An 18,741-nucleotide genomic window follows, 5' to 3' on the forward strand; every position below is an offset into this window, starting at 1 on the left:
CACCACGGACAGAGCCCGAGGAGTGCGCCCTGTGACACGTGCAACACCGAACCGTGCAGTACCCGAGCAACCACCCATCACCGAGCGTCGCACGCGGTCACGCGTCGCGCGCCTCCTGACCGCCGGTATCGCCGCCGTCGCCCTGTCCTGCGGCGGTCTCGCCGTCGGCGGAGCTGCGAACGCCGCGCCGACCGGTCTCTCCGCCGCCGACCTCAAGCTCGCCGCGCCGCTCCGCGACGCCAAGCCCCAGAAGACGGTCGCCGCGTTCGTGCGCACGACCGGCCAGGGTGCGCTCGAGGTCGACGCGCAGGCGAAGGGCGGCGACCTGACGAAGTCGAAGACCCCGTCGTCCGCCGCGAAGGAGCGGGTCAAGGCGATCACGTCGACCGTCGATGCCGTCCGTTCCGCCGTCAAGCGCTCGGACGCGGAGGCCACCGAGCTGTACTCGACCGAGTACACGGTCCCCGGCGTCGCGGTCGTCGCCGACGTCGATGCCCTGCGCGACGTCGCGGCCCGCTCGGACGTCGAGAGCATCATCCCGCTCACCCCGAAGAAGATCGTCGACCCGACCCCGGGCGACGCGTCGAAGGCCCCGAGCGGCGTCGACCCCGACCTGGTGCAGCCGGGCGCGGACGGCGTCAGCCCGAAGAACGCGGCCAGCGACATCTACACGCGCTCGCTCGACGCGTGGCAGCAGACCGGGCGCACGGGCAAGGGCGTGAACATCGCCGTCCTCGACACCGGCCTCGACTACACCCAGGCCGACTTCGGCGGCCCGGGCACCACGGCGGCGTACCAGCAGGCCCTGGCGAGCACGAACGCGCCGGACCCGAGCTGGTACGACGGGAAGAAGTTCCTCGGCGGCTACGACTTCGCCGGTCCCACCTACAACGCGGACTCCTCGAGCGCGGGCTACGACCCGACCCCGAAGCCGGACGCGAACCCGATCGACGGCAAGGGCGGCGACCACGGTACGCACGTGTCCGGCACCGCAGCGGGCTACGGCCTGACCGCGGACAAGAAGACGTTCCGCGGCGACTACACGAAGCTCACGAACCAGTCCGTCCAGGACATGTGGATCGGTCCGGGCACCGCGCCCGAGGCCGGCCTCTACGCCCTCAAGGTCTTCGGTGACGACGGCGGGTCGACCGACCTGACCGGTGCCGCGCTCGACTGGGTCGGCCAGGCGCTGACCGAGGGCAAGGACATCAACGTCCTGAACCTGTCGCTCGGCTCCGACTACGGCGCACCGGACGACCCCGACAACGCGAAGATCGACGCGCTCACCGCCCGCGGCGTCCTGCCCGTCATCGCCTCGGGCAACGCCGACGACTTCACCGACATCGGTGGCTCGCCGGGCAACGCCGAGGGCGCACTGACCGTCGCCGCGAGCGCCACCGGCCAGTCGTTGTTCGACGCCGTCAAGGCCACCGCGCCGTCCGACGTCGCGGGCACCTACCGCGCGCAGTACTCGCAGAACTACCAGGGCAGCCTGCCGGTCGAGGGCGACGTCGTCGTGCCGACCACGAACATTGACGGCTGCCAGGCGTTCAGCGCCGACGAGGCCGCGAAGCTCAAGGGCAAGGTCGCCTGGCTGAAGTGGACCGACGGGGCGCTCGAGTGCGGCTCCGGTGTGCGCTTCAACAACGTCCAGGCCGCCGGCGGCGTCGGCGTCCTGCTCGCCGGCACGGTGACGAGCTTCGACTCCGGCATCGCGGGGAACACCACCATCCCGGGTGCCGAGCTGACCTCGGACAGCGTGACGAGCCTCCAGGCCGCCGCGCAGGCCGGGACCCTGCACGTGCAGTTCGCACAGGAGCTCAAGGGCTACCAGCTGGCGACCGACCAGGCGAACGTGAACACGCTCGCGCCGTTCACCAGCCGTGGCGTGCACGGTTCGTTCGACGACATCGTCAAGCCGGACGTCGCCGGCCCCGGGGTCAACGTGATCTCCGCGGCCAACGGCACCGGCAACGGCCGCATGTCGATGAGCGGCACCTCGATGGCGACCCCGCACGTGGCCGGCATCGTCGCGCTGACCTTCCAGTCGCACCCGTCGTGGACGGCACCGCAGGTGAAGGCCGCCGTGATGAACACCGCGACGCACGACGTGAAGCAGGGTGACCGCAACGCCACGCTGCTCCGCCAGGGCACCGGCCGCGTCGATGCGCTGCAGGCGGTCACCGCCGGCACCACGGTGCGCAGCGTCGAGAACGACCAGCTCGTCACCGCCTCGTACGGTGTCGTCGAGGTCAGCGGGAAGACCAGCGAGTTGCGCACCCTGCAGATCCAGAACACCGACGGCCGCCCGCACACGTACGACGTGGCGTACCAGGCCCAGGTGGACCAGCCGGGCGTCGCGTTCTCGCTGAGCACGAAGCGGGTCACCGCTCCGGCGCACGGCACCGCGACCGTCAAGCTGACGTTCACGATCGCCGACCCGACGCAGCTGCGTCGCGTCATCGACCCCACGCAGGAGTCGGTGCAGTCCGGCTACCAGCGTGAGTTCGTCGCCGCCGAGTCCGGCGTGGTGTCCTTCACGCCCACCGACAAGTCGCTCAACCCGATGCGCCTCGGCGCGTACGTCGCGCCGAAGCCGGTCAGCGCCGTGCACGGCAAGGACATCGCGTTCTCGGGCTCGACCACGACCGCGGAGCTCGCGCTCACCGGCCGCTCGGTCGACCAGGGCGACGCCGTCACCGGGTACCACTCGGTCGTCGCACCGTTCGTCCTGGGCGGGACCGACCCGCAGGAGCCCCTGCCCGCCGGTTCGGCGCAGCAGTCCCTGCAGGCCGCGGACATCCGGGCCTACGGCGCGAACGTCGACACGGCGTCGGGCACGCTCGCCTTCGGCGTCCAGACCGCCGGCGCCGACGCGAACCCCGGTGCGGTGACCAACGTCGAGGTCCTCATCGACACGAACCGCGACGGCACGCCGGACTACCTGGTGTACGACGCCAAGTCGGCCACGGTCGACGCGACGTTCGCCACCACGGTGGACCTGGCGACGGGCAAGACGGTCGACTCGCAGCCGCTCAACGGCGGCACCGCGGGGCAGGACGTCAACACGTTCGACAGCGCCGTCAAGGTGCTGACGGTGTCGGCATCGGCGATCGGTGCGACCGGTGCGTTCGACTACTCAGTCCTGACCGAGTCGGCGTACGCCCCGGCCCTGGCCACCAGCGGCTCCTACGTCGTCGACGAGACCGACTCGGCCACGTTCGACCCGTCGAAGCCGGCGCTCGCCTTCGCGCAGGGCGGCACCTCCGGTGTCCTCTTCGCGGACAAGGGCTCGCTGCAGGTCACGCGCCAGGCGGACGCCACGAACGCCCGGGTCCTGCTGCTCCACCTCGGCAACGCGGTGGGCGACCAGGCGGACGTGCTGCAGGCGGCGCAGACTGCGCCGACGCTCACCCTCCGCGAGGGCAGCGCCGTCACGATCTCGGGCACCCCGAAGGTCGGCAAGACGCTCAAGGCGAACCCCGGCTCGTGGGACGGCAAGAAGGTGTCGTACTCGTACCAGTGGCTCCGTGACGGTGTCGCGGTCAAGGGAGCGACCGGTCAGCGCTACGCGCTCGGCACGGCGGACGCGGGCCACCGCTTCTCCGTGACGGTGACGGCGAAGGCGACGGGCTACCAGGACGGGACGGCGACCTCGGGCCAGACCGCGAAGGTGGAACCCCGCAAGAAGTGATCGACACGGACGCCCCGCCACCGATCGGTGGCGGGGCGTTCGTCGTCTCCGGATGTCAAGGCCTGCAGCCTCGGTCGGGGCCACGAGTGCGGCAAAGGGACATGTAGTTAGGCGAACTAGGCAATCGGTGCGAGAGTGATGTCATGCGATCCCACACCTCCCTGATGCAGCTCCGGGCCAACCCGATGGAGTGGCGGCGCCGTGGGCTGACCCCGCCCGACGCACTCCAGGCCATGGTCGAGGAACGACTCGCGCAGCCGGGTCACGCCCAGCCGGTCGGCGACCCGTCGTACCAGGACTTCTTCCGCGCCTGATCGCGGAACGTCACCAACTGACGGACGGGAGGCGCGGTGCCGGCTGGCACCGCGCCTCCCGTCCGTTCGTCTGTCCGGGCTACTGCCCGATCTTGTCGTCGGCGGCCTGCTCGGCCTTGTCGATCTGGTCGCCGTGGCCACCGCCGGTGGCCTTGTCTGCCGCGTCCGCGGCCTTGCCGAGACCGGCGTCCGTCGCCTGCTCGCCCTTGTCGCTGTTCGCGAAGTCCTTGGCCTTGTCACCGAGGTCACTCATGTGGTGCTCCCTTGCTCGTCGGATCTGACACGGACGAGGGTGCGCCGGGTGAGCCGGGCGGGTTCACAGGTGCGGAGCCGGTTGTCCACAGGCGGGTGGCGTGCAGGTGGACAGTCGATAGACTCGGGTGGACCATCGGCCCAGCCCGCCGGTGCGGTCCTCCGCCAACGTGAGGAGAACCTCCATGCCCGCAGCAGTCATCATCGGTGCCCAGTGGGGTGACGAGGGCAAGGGGAAGGCAACCGACCTCCTCGGCTCGCGCATCGACTACGTCGTGAAGTTCAACGGCGGCAACAACGCCGGCCACACCGTCGTCGTCGGCGGCGAGAAGTACGCGCTCCACCTGCTGCCGTCCGGCATCCTGACGCCCGGCGTGACCCCGATCATCGGCAACGGCGTCGTCGTCGACCTCGAGGTCCTGTTCCAGGAGCTCGACGCGCTCCGCGCCCGCGGCGTCGACGTCTCGAAGCTCCTGGTGTCCGCCAACGCGCACGTCATCACGCACTACCACCGCACGATCGACAAGGTGACCGAGCGGTTCCTCGGCAAGCGCCAGATCGGCACCACCGGCCGCGGCATCGGCCCGACCTACGCCGACAAGATCAACCGCGTCGGCATCCGCATCCAGGACATCTTCGACGAGAACATCCTGCGGCAGAAGGTCGAGGCGGCCCTCGACCAGAAGAACCACCTGCTGGTCAAGGTCTTCAACCGCCGCGCGATCGACGCGGACGAGGTCGTCGAGTCGCTGCTGTCCTTCGCCGAGCGCCTGCGCCCCATGGTCGCCGACACCGCACTCGAGATCCACCGGGCGCTCGAGCGGGGCGACACCGTCCTGTTCGAGGCCGGCCAGGCCACGATGCTCGACGTCGACCACGGCACTTACCCGTTCGTGACGTCGTCGTCGGCGACCGCCGGCGGTGCCGCGACCGGCTCGGGGATCGGCCCGGGCAAGCTCGAACGCATCATCGGCATCGTCAAGGCGTACACGACGCGCGTCGGCGCCGGCCCGTTCCCGACCGAGCTGTTCGACGAGTCGGGGGAGTTCCTCCGCGCGAACGGATTCGAGTTCGGCACCACGACCGGTCGTCCGCGTCGCTGTGGCTGGTACGACGCCCCGATCGCCCGGTACACGGCGCGGATCAACGGCGTGACCGACTTCGTGCTGACGAAGCTCGACGTGCTGACCGGCCTCGAGACGATCCCGGTCTGCGTGGCGTACGAGGTCGACGGTGAGCGTGTGGACGAGGTCCCGGTGAACCAGTCCGACTTCCACCACGCAAAGCCGATCTACGAGGAGTTCCCCGGCTGGACCGAGGACATCACCGGCGCCCGCTCGTTCGAGGACCTGCCGAAGACCGCGCAGGACTACGTGCTGGCGATCGAGGCGATGTCCGGCGCGCGGATCTCGGCGATCGGTGTCGGCCCGGGCCGTGACGCGATCGTCGTCCGCCACGACCTGCTCGGCGCGGCGTCCTGAGCATGCGGATCCTGTTCGTCTGCAGCGGCAACATCTGTCGCTCGCCCCTCGGCGCCCAGGTGCTCGAGGCCCGGCTCGGCCCGGACGCCCCGGCGTTCACGGTCGAGTCGGCCGGCACCATCGCCGACGACGGTGCCCTGATGGACGAGACGGCTGCGGCGCAGTCGGTCCGTCTCGGCGGTGACCCGACGACGCACCGGTCGCGCTACCTGACCGAGCAGATCGCGGCGTCGGTCGACCTCGTGCTCACCGCCGAGCGCTCGCACCGCGCGGCTGTGGTGTCGCTCGCGCCGCGGGCGGCGAAGCGAGCGTTCACGATCAAGCAGTTCGCGCGGGTGCTCGACGGGCTCGAGCCGGGCGACCTGACCGGCATCGAGACCGCGCAGGACCTGGTGGACCGGGTCGCACGGCTGCGGGGGACCGTACCGCCGCCCGCCGACCCGGCGGACGACGACGTGGACGACCCGTACCGCCGGTCGGAGGAGACCCACGTGCGGGTCGCCGACGAGATCGACGCGGCGCTGGCCCCGATCGCGGACGCCCTGCGCGCACTGCGCTGACGGTGTTGCACGTCGAACCCCCCCCGCCGTCGTGGCGGGGGTTTCGTCGTCTCAGCTCACGCTTCCGGCAGACGGTACGTCCCGACCGTGATCGTGTGCGCGCCCTGGCCGGCCAGCTGCCGCACGACGGCGTCGGTGCGGGCACGGTTCGGCACGGCGTGCTTGCGCGCCAGGTCGGTGACCAGCCCGCGCAGCTCGTTGTCGTTCGTCACGACGGCCGTCGTCGCCGAGCGCCCGGTCGGTGTCGTGCTCGTGCTGCGGTCCTCCGGGTTGACGTACGCGGCGGCGTCCCCGGAGTAGAACACGCACGAGTCCACCCACTGCGGCCCGTTGCCGTCCTCGTCCGCCAGGAAGCGCTGCAGACGCCGGGCCTGCTGTCGGACCTGGCGCGTCGGGGCGTTCCCGCCGGACTGCACGCGGACCTGCCACCAGTGCTCGACGTCGTCGGCGGAGTCGAGCACCCGACGGCTGCGCACCTGGATCGCGAACGACCCGGTCAGCGACGACTCGTCGAGCAGGTTCCGGAAGGCGTGGTGCACGGCGCTCGGCTTGCGGCCGTCGAACACGATGCCGTTCCAGCGCTTGTTCTCGATGACCAGCACGTGCCCGGACTCGAACACGAGCACGTGGTCGAGCTGGGCGGCGTAGCTGCGGTCGCGGTCCCGCTCGCCCTGGGCGACCGGCACGAACACGACGTTCGTCAGCAGGGCACCGTTGATCCCGGCGGCCTTGCAGACCTCGAGGATCGTGCGCTGCGAGGCCTCCTCCCACCGCATGCCCGTCCGGGCCAAGGTGCGGCCGGCCTCGGCCTCGGCGAGGGCCTGCTGGCGCGCGGTTTCGGCACCGGCGAGCTGACGCGCGTGCTCGGCGTCAGCAGCGGCGGTCCGCTCGCGGTGCTCCCGCTCGAGGGTGCCGGTGCGGTGGTCGAGTCTGACCTCGGCGTCGGACAGGGCGGCACGGCCGGAGGACTGGTTCCGCCGCAGGACGATCACCAGGACGACCACGACGATCGCGAGCCCCCCGGCGACCATCCACGGCACGAGGTCGCTGGTCATGCGTCCACCTCACCACGGCTGGGCGCGCGAGAGGCCTCCGGCTGCGGCGAGTCCGGCAGGACGCCGTGCAGCGCTCACGCTGCGCGGACCGGTCAGAGCGAACTGGTCAGCGCGGCCAGGTCGCGACGACCGCCACGGCGTTGAACAGCACGTGCGCCACGATCGCGCCCCCGATGCGGTTCGTCATCGCGACCAGGGTGCCGGTGAGGAGCCCGAGCACGAACGTCGTCAGGAACACCTGCACCCCGCCGAGCGACGTCGTCGCCGAGCCGAGGAACAGGTGGGACAGCGCGAACAGGAACGCCGTCACCAGGACGGCGAGCCAGCGCGTCCGGGGCGTGAGCTCCACGGCGAGCAGACGCTGGAAGAGCCCGCGGAAGAAGAGTTCCTCGAGCACGGGGCTGACGAGCACGATGCCGACCGCCGACACGAGCAGCAGCCCGATGTCCGGGGCCCCGAGCGACGGCGCGGGCTGCAGACCGCTCGTGCCGGTGAACGACAGCGCGAGCACGGCGTCGAACACCCGCGTCAGGATGACGATCCCGAGCGCGACCACGAGGTCGCCGAGGTCGATCCGGAAGCGCCCGAACAGGTCGCGGCCCGTCCGCCGGACGACCCAGACGATGCCGAACACGAGCGGCACCCACACCGCGACGTCGCCGAGCAGGACCTGGAGCACCGGCCCGGGGACCGCCCCGCGCAGCGTCAGGGTGCTCACGATCCGGGCGAGCACGACCGCCACGACGAGGGCGATGAGCAGGGCGACGAGGTCACGTTGCCGGGCGGTCGAGGGCTGGTTCGTGGCCACTTCCGGCTCGGAGGTCATGCGCCGAGCGTAGAGGACGACCGAGGCAGATCGGCAAGAACAGCCGAGTGAGGCTCATTGGTGTGGCACTATTTACAAGCCGACTGCTGGGAGAACCCTCGCAGAGCCTGTGCGGGACCACGGGAACGGCGAGGATCGGGGAAGGACGGCCGCGTGGAACTGCGCGACTACATCACCTGTGCTCCGCAAGGGGTGGGTGCTCATCGTGGTGCTCGCCCTGGTGGGGGTGGCGGCCGCAGCCGGCTTCTCCCTCCTGAAGAAGCCGGTGTACTCCGCCTCTGCACAGGTGTTCGTGTCGACGGAGACGTCGGGTAGTGCGAGCGACCTGGCGCAGGGCAACACCTTCACGCAGCAGCGGGTGCTCACCTACTCGAACCTCGTGCAGACGCCGATCGTGCTCCTGCCGGTCATCTCGTCGCTCGGCCTCGACATGAACGCCGACCAGCTGTCGAAGATGGTCTCGGCGACGGCGCCGACGAGCACCACGCTCATCTCCATCACCGTGAACGACACGAACCCGGTGCAGGCGACCGAGATCGCCAACGCGGTGTCGTCGAGCCTGACCAACGTCGTGCAGGACATCGAGGCCACCGACGCGAACGGCACGAGCACCGTCAAGCTCACCCGTGTGAAGCAGGCCGACGTGCCGCTCAGCCCAGTCAGCCCGAACGTCCCCGTGAACATCGCCCTCGGTCTGCTCGTCGGCCTGGCGCTCGGCGTCGGCATCGCCGTGCTGCGCGAGACGCTCGACAACCGCGTCCGCGTCGAGACCGACGTCGAGAAGATCAGCGACAAGCCGGTCGTCGGCGGCATCGCGTTCGACAGCAAGGCCTCCGAGCGTCCGCTCATCGTGCAGGCCGACCCGCGCAGCCCGCGCGCCGAGTCCTTCCGCACGCTCCGCACGAACCTGCAGTTCCTCGACCTCGGTACCGGCTCGCGCACGTTCGTGATGACGTCGTCGATGCAGTCCGAGGGCAAGAGCACCACCGTGGCGAACCTGGCCATCGCGCTCGACAGCGCCGGTTTCAAGGTGATCCTGATCGACGCCGATCTCCGTCGCCCCCGCGTCGGCGAGTACATGGAGGTCGACGGTTCCGCCGGTCTGACCGACGTGCTCATCGGCCGCGCGACCCTGGAGGACGTCGCACAGCCCTGGGGCCGTGGCAACCTGGTCGTGCTGCCCGCCGGGCAGATCCCGCCGAACCCGTCCGAGCTGCTCGGGTCGAAGGCCATGCAGGACCTGATCGAGACGCTCGAGCAGCAGTTCGACTACGTGCTGTTCGACGCACCGCCGCTGCTGCCCGTCACGGACGCAGCGATCCTGTCGAAGAAGGCGTCCGGCGCCATCCTCGCGGTCGCGTCCGGCAAGACCCACAAGGGCCAGCTCGCCGCCGCCGTCGCCTCGCTCGAGAACGTCGGCGCGCCGATCGCGGGCTTCGTCATCACGATGATGCCGGTGCGGGGACCGGGCGCCTACGGCTACGGCCGCTACGGCTACGGGTACGGCTACGGGCTGGACGAGGCAGAGCCCACCCAGCCCGACACGAAGGCGCCGAAGCAGGCGCGTGGGAAGCTCGGCACGCTGCGCCGGGCCGACCGCTGAGACCGGGGGACGACATGCGTGCAGGCCGGGGGGCCCGAGGCCTCGGCAGTGATCTGAAGCGGAACACCCTGATCGGCGTCGCCGCCGTGGTGGTGCTCCTGGTGGTCGTCGACGTCGTGCTCGTCGCGATGGCGCTGGCACGGACGACGCCGGAAGCGGTCGGCTCACCCCGACCGGTCCCGACCTTCGGCAGGTCCTCCGATGCGACACCGACACCGACGCCGTCGGCGTCGGCCACCCCGGCACCGGACGCGTCCGCGCAGGGTGCGTCCGAGGGGCCGGCTCGCCGTCTGCTGTCCGCGGTGGACGGACGGGAGGCATGGCGAGCCTCCAGTGCGTCGTGTTCCGTCGCACAGGTGGTGCTGGAGCACACGGTCGACGGAGGGACCACGTGGACGCCTGTCGCTCTGGGCGACGACGTCCGCGCCCTGTGGGGGATGCGCGCGACGACGGACGGACTCTCGTTGCTCGAGGCCGTCGGCGACGACTGCGAGGCGACCGAGCGAACCTCCGTCGACGACGGCGTGACCTGGAAGGCGGCGGCAGCCGGCGCCTCGGGCGCTGGGATCACGCCGGACGGCGTCCGCCTCGGCACCACGACCGTCGCGAACCCGTGCCCGGAGCCGCTCGACGCGTTCCAGGGCACGCGCACGGCGATCGTCGTCTGCGACGGACAGATCGAGTGGCGGACCGGCACCGCCGCATGGGTCGACGTACCGCTCGGCGGCGTCCGTGGCGTCGCGGTCGACGGCAGCTCGTACACGCTCGCCCGGGTCGGTGCATCGGCGTGCGAGGGCGTGCAGGTCGAGACCATGACCGCCATCGGCGTTACACCGTCGACGCGGACGACCCCCGTGGGGTGCAACGACGTGTCGACCACCGGGACGATCGCGCTCGACCGGGCGGGGCAGTCCGTGTGGATGTGGGCGGGCGAATCGGTCGCAGTGTCCGCGGACGGGGGCAAGACGTGGTGAGCCGGGGCAGACCGTGACTGCCGAGCGAGTCCGGGCGGCGGCTCCTCCTGCGGGGACGCAGGAGTGGAGCCGCACGTACTCGCGGCGCGTGCTCGTCACGGACCTGCTCGCGCTGGTCTGGGTCGTGTTCGGTGTGCAGATCGCGTGGCTCGGCTTCAGTTCGAACCTCGCTGCGAACACCGCGGACCTGCGACTGAGCTACTTCGCGATCTCGGTCGTCGTCATCGTGGTCTGGATGACAGCCCTCGCCCTGTACGACACCCGCGGCGCCCGCGTCATCGGGACCGGCAGCGCGGAGTACCGCCTGGTCGCGGACTCGAGCGTCCGGGTCTTCGGGCTGCTGGCGATCGCGGCGTTCCTGCTGCACGTCGACCTGGCCCGCGGCTACGTCCTGATCGCGTTCCCGGTCGGGATCCTCGTCCTGCTGCTCTCGCGCTGGATGTGGCGGCAGTGGCTCGTCGCCGAACGTAAGCACGGCGGGTACTCGGCTCGCGTCCTGCTCGTCGGTTCGACCGCGAGCGTGCTACACATCGCCCGCGAACTCGCCCGCACTCCGGAAGCCGGCTACTGCGTCGTCGGCGCAGCGGTGTCGAACGGGACTCGTGGAGTCCTGGACGGTTCCACGATCGAAAGTTTCGGCGGCATCGACGACGTCGCGTCCGCGCTGCAGCTGACCGGCGCCGACACCGTCGTCATCACCAGCTCGGACGACCTGCCGCCCGAGCGCGTCCGCCAGCTCAGCTGGTCGCTCGAGCCGGGTCGGCAGCACCTGGTCGTCGCGCCGAGCCTGACGGACATCGGTGGCCCGCGCATTCACACCAGACCGGTTCAGGGTCTGCCACTCATCCACGTTGAGACGCCGACCTACTCCGGCCGGAAGCTCTACACCAAGCGGGCCTTCGACCTGATCGGATCAGCCGCGCTCCTGATCGTCCTGTCCCCGGTGTTGCTCGTCCTCGCGCTGCTCGTCAAAACGTCGTCGCCCGGACCCGTGTTCTTCCGGCAAGAGCGAGTCGGCCTGAACGGTTCGACCTTCCGCATGATCAAGTTCCGCTCCATGGTCGTCGACGCTGAGGCCCGTCTGCAGGAACTCAGCACGCTCGACCGCGCCGAAGGCAACGCCGTCCTCTTCAAGATGAAGAACGACCCGCGTGTGACCCGCATCGGTGCATTCATGCGGCGCTACAGCCTGGATGAGGTGCCGCAGCTGTTCAACGTCCTCGTGGGAGACATGTCCCTCGTGGGCCCGCGTCCACCGCTCGCCCGCGAGGTCGAGCGGTACGACTCGCACGTGCACCGTCGCTTCCTGGTGAAGCCCGGGCTCACTGGCCTCTGGCAGGTGAGCGGACGTTCGGACCTGTCGTGGGAGGACTCGGTGCGGCTCGATCTGTACTACGTGGAGAACTGGTCCATGGTGACGGACCTCAGTATCCTGTCTCGCACTGTGCGGGCGGTAGCTCGATCTTCGGGAGCTTACTAGTGGCTGAATTAGTTCCTGAGCGGCCGATTCGCGTCGCCTTGATCGCTAACGGTAGTTTTACTACGCCGGAGGACGTGTCAGGCGTTCCGTACTTCCTAGCACGAGCCGTCAGCAGGCGAGCAAGTGTGCTCGCCGTGAATTGTTTCCCGCCCCGTCTACTCCGCTGGATGTTGAGGGCAATCACCGCCCGGCCAAGTCGGACGGCTTGGGACCGCGTATATGTGCACGGCTTCGCGGCTATGCGAATACGGAGCGCTATAAGAGACTTGACGCTTCGGCGCTCAGAGCCCACGGATCATGTGCTACACATCCGAAGCTGGTTCGCTCCTTCGGCCGTTCCTTATAGCGCCTTCATCGATGCTACAACCGATATGTTACAAGGTGTGGCGCCGAAATGGACTGTTAGTCAACGGCAGCATCTTGCGCGAGTGCGGCGGGAGCGTGCTTATTACCAGCATGCAGTGAACATCTTTGTTGCGTCGCGGGCGGCTGAGGGCAGTCTGGTCGAGCGGTACGGGATAGCCCTGGATAAGATCGTTTATGTCGGTAATGGGCTGAATCAACTAAGCGCGGAGAGCGCTGTCGTTCGTTCGGGGAGACCCCGACGCGTTTTATTCGTCGGACGCGAACCGCTCCGGAAAGGCCTGGATATTCTTCTCTCCGCTATGTCGGAAGTGGTCAAGATTATTCCGGATGCTACTCTCACGGTAGTTGGAACAGGCGAATTCGCTCTTGGAAGCGAGCCCGAGTGGCTCGATTCTCGCGGGCTAGTCCGAGATCGACTAGAGCTGTCTGCGATTTATGACGACCACGACATCTTTTGCCTGCCCGCGCGTCAGGAATCATTCGGGCTCGTGGCGGTTGAGGCACTCTCGCGTGGATTACCGTGCGTTGTGTCCTCCGTGGGGGAGCTGCCGAACACCGTACGCGACCGGCTGGAAGGTCGCGTTGTCGCCGCTGAGGACGTAGACGCTCTTGCGACGGCGCTTATCGAGCTCATGGCTGACGATCGGGAATTTTCGCTTATGAGTGCGCGGGCACTTGCGCGGGCCTCAGCATTCGATTGGGATGAGATCGCGGGACGCATCCTTCGGAGGATAACGAATGCTTGACAAAATGAGGACAATCGAGCTGCCAGGCGGGATGACAGTGAATCCGCTGCGAGCGGGAGAGGTCTGCGACATCGTCCTGGAAGGGACGACGAGCGGCTTTTGGATAGCTAATCTCAACTTACATGGCATGTATATGTACTTGACTGCCCGCTCGTTCAAAGCCTTCAGTGACGAGGCTCACCTTTGTCTGATTGATGGTTGGCCAATTCTCGCTTTCTGCTGGATGCGGGGCCATCTTCTTAGCCCGCACTTCCGTATCGGTAGTACTGATTGGATTACCAAACTTCTCAAGGATCCACGCTCCACTGGGATGCGCGTTACCGCGGTGGGTGGTACTCCCAAAGCGGCAATTGCCACCTCACAGCGTATTGCGCACGACTACCCAGGAGTCACGTGGACGTCGATAGACGGATATTCAGACGCATGGGACTTGCGGGAGGACCAACGCGACTTGATTCGGAATTCGAATTTGGTCCTGGTCGGAATGGGGATGCCGCTTCAGGAAGAGTGGATATTAAGCAATAAGGCAATACTCAAAGATTCTATAGTAGCCAATGTCGGCGGGGCGTTTGACTATTTTGCGGGAGTTCAAGCGTTGGCGCCGCGCTGGATGGGTCGCGTGGGACTGGAGTGGATTTTCCGGCTTTCGCGAGATCCGAAGCGACTAGCGAATCGATACCTTATCGAACCCTTCAAGCTGTTTGCGCTACTAGCTTTGAAGAGGGAGGTCCGGCGATGATCGATGTCGTGATACCGACTATTGGCCGGGCATCGCTCAAGGCGGCGGCGGAGAGTGCAAGACGGCAACACGAGGTAGCTCGGGTGCTCGTTGTGCTCGACCGGCCCGGTGACGAAGAAGCGGTGAGGACTATGCTGCGTGGCACTGCCGCTGAGCTGATTCTCTCCAAGGGCGGGGAAGGGGGTTCCGTCTGTCGCCAGTTAGGCGTAAGCCGATCAACTGCCCCTTGGATAGCTTTCCTAGATGATGACGACATCTGGCTCGCCGGCCGATTTGCAGCGGTCCGCTCTTTTGTTCATGAACCGAGCCCCGGCGCGGTCCTGATCACAGCTAGTTTCGCTTTGATCGGGCAAGAGCAGATGAGCGTCATGCAGCCCGGTGGCGAGGCCGAGGTTGTAGGTCGTGTGATCCCGCGAAGGCCGCCCTTTGATGGTGGAGATAACTTGGCTAGCTATCTCGCGAGTCGTCGCTCGCTTAGATATGGCTATTCAGGCCTACAAAGTAGCGGTTTGCTGCTATCTCGGTCGCTTGCTGAAACAATCGCCTGGGACGCCAACCTTCGTAAGCATCAAGACTGGGATTATCTGATCCAAGCGGAGGAGAGAGCGGGCCTCCGGGTTCACCAGACCGAATGTCGCGTAATCACGCAGCAGAATACGCCGGAATCTGTGTCGGCACGGCTTGATTGGTCAGAGTCTGTAGCTTTTCTAGAGAAGCATCGCTCCAAAATGTCGAAAAGGGCAACCGCAGACTTCCTTGCAGTTCATGTGCTCCGTGTAGGCATCTTGAGCGGCTCCATGAAGACGAGCATCCGTTTCGTTATGCTCCATATGCGTGCTGTGCCACATTGGGGTGCTACCGTAGGAATTGTGGAGGCTGCGGTTCGTGCACTGAGAGGTCGCGTGCGATGGCTGCGCTGAAGGTTCTAATCGATGTTCGTGAACGTCATTGGAATCAGAATCCATACATCTCTATGCTTGCTGGCGCGATGCCTTCAGGCGTCGAAGTCAAGGGTTTCTCTTGGACACGTGCACTCCTCGGGCGGTACGGAGTAGTTCACCTCCATTGGCCCGAGTATCTTGTCTCCGGGCGAGGCTTAAAGAGGCTAGCAGCGGTCCTGCTGGCGCTCCTATGGTCGGTGCGACTTAGACTATCTCACACGCCGGTTATTCGAACGAAACACAATCTGCGTCCGCATGACGGGCTGAGTCGAGCGCGACGAATCGTCCTTAGATCGCTTCCGGCCTCATCGCAGCGGATTCTCTTGACGCAGAGCGAAGGAAGTTCCGAACCCGGCATTCTCATCCCTCACGCGAACTACTTGCCGTGGCTGAAAGGCCTGACGCAGTCTGTTCCATCGCTAGAACGAACCGACGGTTATCTCGTTTTTGGCGTGCTCAAGCCGTACAAGGGCATCGAGCGCGCAGTTGACGCCGCACTTCGGTCCCGAGGAGCGGAGCTTCTGATTGCAGGCGAATCGAAGGACAACAACTACTTGGCGTCTCTCGAGAGAAAAGCGTCGGCGAGCTCCGCAGTGACGATCCATGCGATGCGATTGAATGACGCGGATCTTGTTCGTAGAATCCAGAGCAGTGCAGCGGTCGTTGTTCCTTATCCTGAGCTGTATAACTCGGGTGTAGTTCTTCTGGCGCTCTCGCTGAACAGACCCGTCGTGGTGCAACGTTCGACCGTCGCGGAGGCGCTAGAGATCGAATTCGGCTCCGACTGGATCCGTCTGATCGATTTTGAAGTCGACGAGTTGCCTCGAGTGCCAGCGTTGTCGCAGGTTCACTGGAACCAGGAACGAACCTGGCGATACTCTGGCCGCGCGCATGCCCGTATTTATCGGGCCGTTGCGAAGCGAGCGACGTCTTGAGCGACGCAGATTCGAACCGCGGGCGCCGATATGAACGCGGAGCGATTTTTCTGATCGGGCTCGGAGCTGCTATCCCCGGCGTGCAATATCATCTCGGACCGATAGGTCTTGCTGCTGCAATATCTATCGCAGGATGCCTGATGCTGGGTTTGGGACATGCTCATCTTCTCGGCGGGTTGCGCATCCTACCCTTCGACATTGTCTTTGCGGTTTATATCGTGCTGCGTCTGTGCTTGGAACTCGTTAACAGCCAAGACCTCGGCCACGGGTTCCGGTACGACACCACCGTGCAGCTCATCATCTACTTTTTGAGTTATCTCTGTCTGCGACTGGTGATTGCGGGAGGGATGGACAGACTGGAGGCGCTCTCCTGATCGTCCGACCTGCGCCGTTCGTCGCTCTAATCGGCATTGCGCAGCTCATTTTCGCATCGACGATGCAGCCGGTCGTCGGACTTCTGACGGGCACGTCTGGTGTCGTGGCCCGCGCTGGTGGATTAGCCCGGGCGACGAGCACGGTCGGCCACTGGACTGGTCTTGGTGCATATCTTCTAGTGGCTCTCGCCGTCATGTGCGTCCTTCTAAGCGAGAAGCATGCGCGCTCTCGCCGCACAGCTGTGTTGAGTTTGGTCGTCATTCTCGCTGGTATCGTCTCGACTCTCACTCTGGCGATTTTGATCGGAGCGACCCTTCTGGTCATTCTTACCTTTGTCCAGTCGAGTCGGCTTCGGCACCGGCTGGTTCCCATCGCGCTAGGCGGTCTGCTTGCCGCACCGTTGCTGGCGGCACCGTTGCTCGCACGGCTCCGGCAACAATTCGGCTCTAACCCGGGGGCTTATGCTCAAAGTAGCGGATTGATTCCCGAAAGCATCGCTTATCGTTGGGAAATTTGGCAGAATCAGACTCTTCCATTGATCGCGGAAAGGCCATTGGTGGGGTGGGGGCAGGGATTCTACATTGAGCTCGGCACATGGCCGATCTTTCCTTACTTCGTGACGTGGAGGTCCGCGGAGTCGCAGTATCTGCTTGAGCTGGTGGAGGGTGGGCTTCTGCAACTCGCCGCGTTTACGGGCGTATTGTTCACCATTGCATTGATGTTCGGATGGATGTCGCAAGGTGAGCGGAAGATTATTGCTATGTGTTTTGTGACTGCTGTTGCGGCGGCATTCACGGTGCCTATCTTTACGAATGTCGGCCTGATCGGTCTGCTCCTGCCCGTTCTCGGAGTCTTGTTGATCGGGAGAGAGCACCGGAGTGGTGCGGCGGGCGCGAAGAGCCGTGACGTGAAGTGGGCTCTCTCTTGAGGAGAGGAAGCCTGGTTCTTGTTTTCGGGCAGTGGGCAAAGTATGGGTTGCAGTTTCTATCAGTGATCCTGCTCGCGCGCTTGCTGGCGCCTGAAGCTTTCGGAATGATGGCCCTCGTATTGAGTGTGAGCGGTATTGCGTCAGTTATCGGGGATTTCGGACTATCGCTTTCGGCTTTGCGCACAAAGGTTCTTTCTGATGAGGCGCAGTCGGCCCTTGGTTGGGCAAACGGACTTTTGGGTTCGCTCGTCGCGCTTATCTGTGTGGTCGCGGCGCCATTCATCGCGGAAGCTTTTGGAAAAGACGTAGTGGCCCCGCTTTTAATGTTTGTCTCACTAACCTTCGTCCTCAACGGTTTTGCAGTGCAGAATAAGGTGCGGCTCAACCGCTCAGGTCGGTTTGTCGCGTTGGCCTTGCTCGAAATTGGTTCGCAATTATCGGGTGTGGTAACCGCAATTGTTCTGGCATTCAGTGGCGCAGGCGTCTGGTCGCTGGCGTGGCAACAGGTGTGCGCGTCATCGTGCGCCCTAGTTGTTGTCGTCCTCTTGACGCGTTGGTTTCCGGCGCTTCCGCGGCGTGGAACAGGCGTGCGATCTCATCTCAGATTCGGTTCGGCTACCTTCGGCACTCAGGTAGCCAATTACTTCAGCTCGAACTCTGACACAATCGCTTTGGGTTTCGCCCAATCGGCTGCGGAAGTTGGTTTTTACAACCGAGCGTTCCAGCTGAGCGTGCTTCCCGTGCAGCAATTTGCCGCTCCGTTGACTCGGGCTGTCGTTCCGGGGCTGGCGCGGATCACCTCCGAGGCACAGTTGAGTGCGTCCTTCAAGCGCGTCCAGGCGTCGCTCTACATGATCGCTCTGCCAGGCCTGGCATTTGTCATTGTGGAAGCCAGGTTCTTAGTGGAGTCGTTGCTCGGTTCTCCTTGGTTGGCGGCGGCCGTCCCTCTACAAGTTCTGGCAGGGGCGAGTGTATTCCAGATACTCGCTTACCCGGTCTATTGGGCGGCGATCATTCGTGCCCGTGTCGGTGCTTTGTTCTGGTCGGAACTTCCGGGCCGTCTGGTCATTATTGTGGGGGCCTTCTTAGCTGCAAGCATCGGCAATGTTGCCGTGGCGTTCGTGGTTTTGAGCGGCCAGGCAATCATATGGACCGTCGCGATCGTGTTGGCGGTCCCGCGCCTCAATCTCCGTCGCTCAGAATTCCTCAGACCGTGTCTCACACCGGTCGCGTTGGCGGGCACCGTCTCGGTGTTATTGCTCCTCTCCTCATGGTTCGGTCTCCAGCGCGGATGGTCCTCGATCGTCATCCTTCTTGCAGGACTGACCTCTGTCGGCGCAATGATGGTGATTCTGCTATGTGTGCCGACGATCCGGCGGACTATCGTCGCGGCGCTGGCAGAACTCCGCCGCTGACTGGCAGAACTTCGCCGCTGATCAGTGCTGCGTCGGGCGGGTGGGAGAGTGCGAGCG

17 protein-coding genes are annotated in these 18,741 nt (G+C 65.9%); 14 read left to right on the top strand and 3 right to left on the bottom strand.

The features are described from left to right. The first annotated feature begins 31 nt into the window (after positions 1–31). Together LCG91_RS02590 and LCG91_RS02595 are read left to right on the top strand one after the other, a co-directional pair. The gene (locus LCG91_RS02590) at positions 32–3,694 is read left to right on the top strand and encodes a S8 family peptidase (RefSeq protein ID WP_224442384.1); all 3,663 of its coding nucleotides are present in this window, start codon (positions 32–34) and stop codon (positions 3,692–3,694) included. Between the two features lie 143 nt (positions 3,695–3,837). Beyond that, entirely contained in the window at positions 3,838–4,008 is a 171-nt protein-coding gene (locus LCG91_RS02595; protein ID WP_153257418.1) for a hypothetical protein, read from the top strand. A 79-nt stretch (positions 4,009–4,087) separates the two neighbouring features. Here LCG91_RS02595 and LCG91_RS02600 read toward each other — a convergent pair whose 3' ends face one another. After that, positions 4,088–4,261: an Rv0909 family putative TA system antitoxin gene (locus LCG91_RS02600; protein WP_058729830.1), complete on the bottom strand. Its 174-nt coding sequence runs from the start codon at positions 4,259–4,261 to the stop codon at positions 4,088–4,090. A gap of 184 nt (positions 4,262–4,445) precedes the next feature. Between LCG91_RS02600 and LCG91_RS02605 the strand changes: the two genes are divergently transcribed. Both LCG91_RS02605 and LCG91_RS02610 read left to right on the top strand, forming a co-directional pair. Next, entirely contained in the window at positions 4,446–5,741 is a 1,296-nt protein-coding gene (locus LCG91_RS02605) for an adenylosuccinate synthase (protein WP_058729829.1), read from the top strand. A gap of 2 nt (positions 5,742–5,743) precedes the next feature. Continuing rightward, positions 5,744–6,301, top strand: coding sequence for a low molecular weight phosphatase family protein (locus LCG91_RS02610; RefSeq protein ID WP_224442385.1), 558 nt, complete (start codon positions 5,744–5,746; stop codon positions 6,299–6,301). Positions 6,302–6,357: 56 nt separating this feature from the next. Here LCG91_RS02610 and LCG91_RS02615 read toward each other — a convergent pair whose 3' ends face one another. Continuing rightward, positions 6,358–7,356, bottom strand: coding sequence for a nuclease-related domain-containing protein (locus LCG91_RS02615; protein WP_224442386.1), 999 nt, complete (start codon positions 7,354–7,356; stop codon positions 6,358–6,360). 106 nt (positions 7,357–7,462) lie between these two features. Next, complete coding sequence (locus LCG91_RS02620) at positions 7,463–8,182, bottom strand: CPBP family intramembrane glutamic endopeptidase (protein ID WP_224442387.1); 720 nt, start codon at positions 8,180–8,182, stop codon at positions 7,463–7,465. Between the two features lie 178 nt (positions 8,183–8,360). Here LCG91_RS02620 and LCG91_RS02625 point away from each other — a divergent pair, with 178 nt between their 5' ends. The 10 genes from LCG91_RS02625 to LCG91_RS02670 all read left to right on the top strand — a co-directional run bounded on the left by LCG91_RS02625 (position 8,361) and on the right by LCG91_RS02670 (position 18,684). Beyond that, entirely contained in the window at positions 8,361–9,785 is a 1,425-nt protein-coding gene (locus tag LCG91_RS02625) for a polysaccharide biosynthesis tyrosine autokinase (protein WP_224442388.1), read from the top strand. A 14-nt stretch (positions 9,786–9,799) separates the two neighbouring features. Then, a complete protein-coding gene (locus LCG91_RS02630) occupies positions 9,800–10,759 on the top strand; it encodes a hypothetical protein (RefSeq protein ID WP_224442389.1) in 960 nt (319 codons plus the stop codon). A gap of 13 nt (positions 10,760–10,772) precedes the next feature. Then, positions 10,773–12,239: a sugar transferase gene (locus LCG91_RS02635; protein ID WP_224442390.1), complete on the top strand. Its 1,467-nt coding sequence runs from the start codon at positions 10,773–10,775 to the stop codon at positions 12,237–12,239. A 461-nt stretch (positions 12,240–12,700) separates the two neighbouring features. Further along, positions 12,701–13,351: a glycosyltransferase family 4 protein gene (locus LCG91_RS02640; RefSeq protein ID WP_224442391.1), complete on the top strand. Its 651-nt coding sequence runs from the start codon at positions 12,701–12,703 to the stop codon at positions 13,349–13,351. 4 nt (positions 13,352–13,355) lie between these two features. After that, entirely contained in the window at positions 13,356–14,090 is a 735-nt protein-coding gene (locus LCG91_RS02645) for a WecB/TagA/CpsF family glycosyltransferase (protein WP_224442392.1), read from the top strand. After that, on the top strand, positions 14,087–15,010 hold the full coding sequence (locus LCG91_RS02650; RefSeq protein WP_224442393.1) for a glycosyltransferase family A protein: 924 nt from the start codon (positions 14,087–14,089) through the stop codon (positions 15,008–15,010). The genes LCG91_RS02645 and LCG91_RS02650 overlap by 4 nt, the downstream gene beginning before the upstream one ends. A gap of 344 nt (positions 15,011–15,354) precedes the next feature. After that, a complete protein-coding gene (locus LCG91_RS02655; protein ID WP_224442394.1) occupies positions 15,355–15,966 on the top strand; it encodes a glycosyltransferase in 612 nt (203 codons plus the stop codon). After that, positions 15,963–16,340 carry a hypothetical protein gene (locus tag LCG91_RS02660; protein ID WP_224442395.1) on the top strand — a complete coding sequence of 126 codons (378 nt, stop codon included), beginning with the start codon at positions 15,963–15,965 and terminating at the stop codon, positions 16,338–16,340. Before LCG91_RS02655 ends, LCG91_RS02660 begins: the two co-directional genes overlap by 4 nt. A gap of 62 nt (positions 16,341–16,402) precedes the next feature. Continuing rightward, positions 16,403–17,269 (top strand): O-antigen ligase family protein, encoded by an 867-nt coding sequence (locus tag LCG91_RS02665; RefSeq protein WP_224442396.1) that lies wholly within the window; start codon positions 16,403–16,405, stop codon positions 17,267–17,269. After that, positions 17,254–18,684, top strand: a complete 1,431-nt coding sequence (locus LCG91_RS02670) for a lipopolysaccharide biosynthesis protein (RefSeq protein WP_224442397.1) — start codon at positions 17,254–17,256, stop codon at positions 18,682–18,684. The genes LCG91_RS02665 and LCG91_RS02670 overlap by 16 nt, the downstream gene beginning before the upstream one ends. Positions 18,685–18,741: the final 57 nt, after the last annotated feature.

The organism is Curtobacterium sp. TXMA1, assembly GCF_020162095.1.
In the GTDB taxonomy this organism is placed as follows: Bacteria; Actinomycetota; Actinomycetes; order Actinomycetales; family Microbacteriaceae; genus Curtobacterium.

Excerpts from the sequence above, each read along its gene's own strand:
- LCG91_RS02595 (WP_153257418.1), top strand. The coding sequence starts at position 3,838 with ATGCGATCCCACACCTCCCTGATGCAGCTCCGGGCCAACCCGATGGAG.
- LCG91_RS02600 (WP_058729830.1), bottom strand. The coding sequence starts at position 4,261 with ATGAGTGACCTCGGTGACAAGGCCAAGGACTTCGCGAACAGCGACAAG.
- LCG91_RS02605 (WP_058729829.1), top strand. The coding sequence starts at position 4,446 with ATGCCCGCAGCAGTCATCATCGGTGCCCAGTGGGGTGACGAGGGCAAG.
- LCG91_RS02610 (WP_224442385.1), top strand. The coding sequence starts at position 5,744 with ATGCGGATCCTGTTCGTCTGCAGCGGCAACATCTGTCGCTCGCCCCTC.
- LCG91_RS02615 (WP_224442386.1), bottom strand. The coding sequence starts at position 7,356 with ATGACCAGCGACCTCGTGCCGTGGATGGTCGCCGGGGGGCTCGCGATC.
- LCG91_RS02620 (WP_224442387.1), bottom strand. The coding sequence starts at position 8,182 with ATGACCTCCGAGCCGGAAGTGGCCACGAACCAGCCCTCGACCGCCCGG.
- LCG91_RS02630 (WP_224442389.1), top strand. The coding sequence starts at position 9,800 with ATGCGTGCAGGCCGGGGGGCCCGAGGCCTCGGCAGTGATCTGAAGCGG.
- LCG91_RS02645 (WP_224442392.1), top strand. The coding sequence starts at position 13,356 with ATGAGGACAATCGAGCTGCCAGGCGGGATGACAGTGAATCCGCTGCGA.
- LCG91_RS02650 (WP_224442393.1), top strand. The coding sequence starts at position 14,087 with ATGATCGATGTCGTGATACCGACTATTGGCCGGGCATCGCTCAAGGCG.
- LCG91_RS02665 (WP_224442396.1), top strand. The coding sequence starts at position 16,403 with ATGCAGCCGGTCGTCGGACTTCTGACGGGCACGTCTGGTGTCGTGGCC.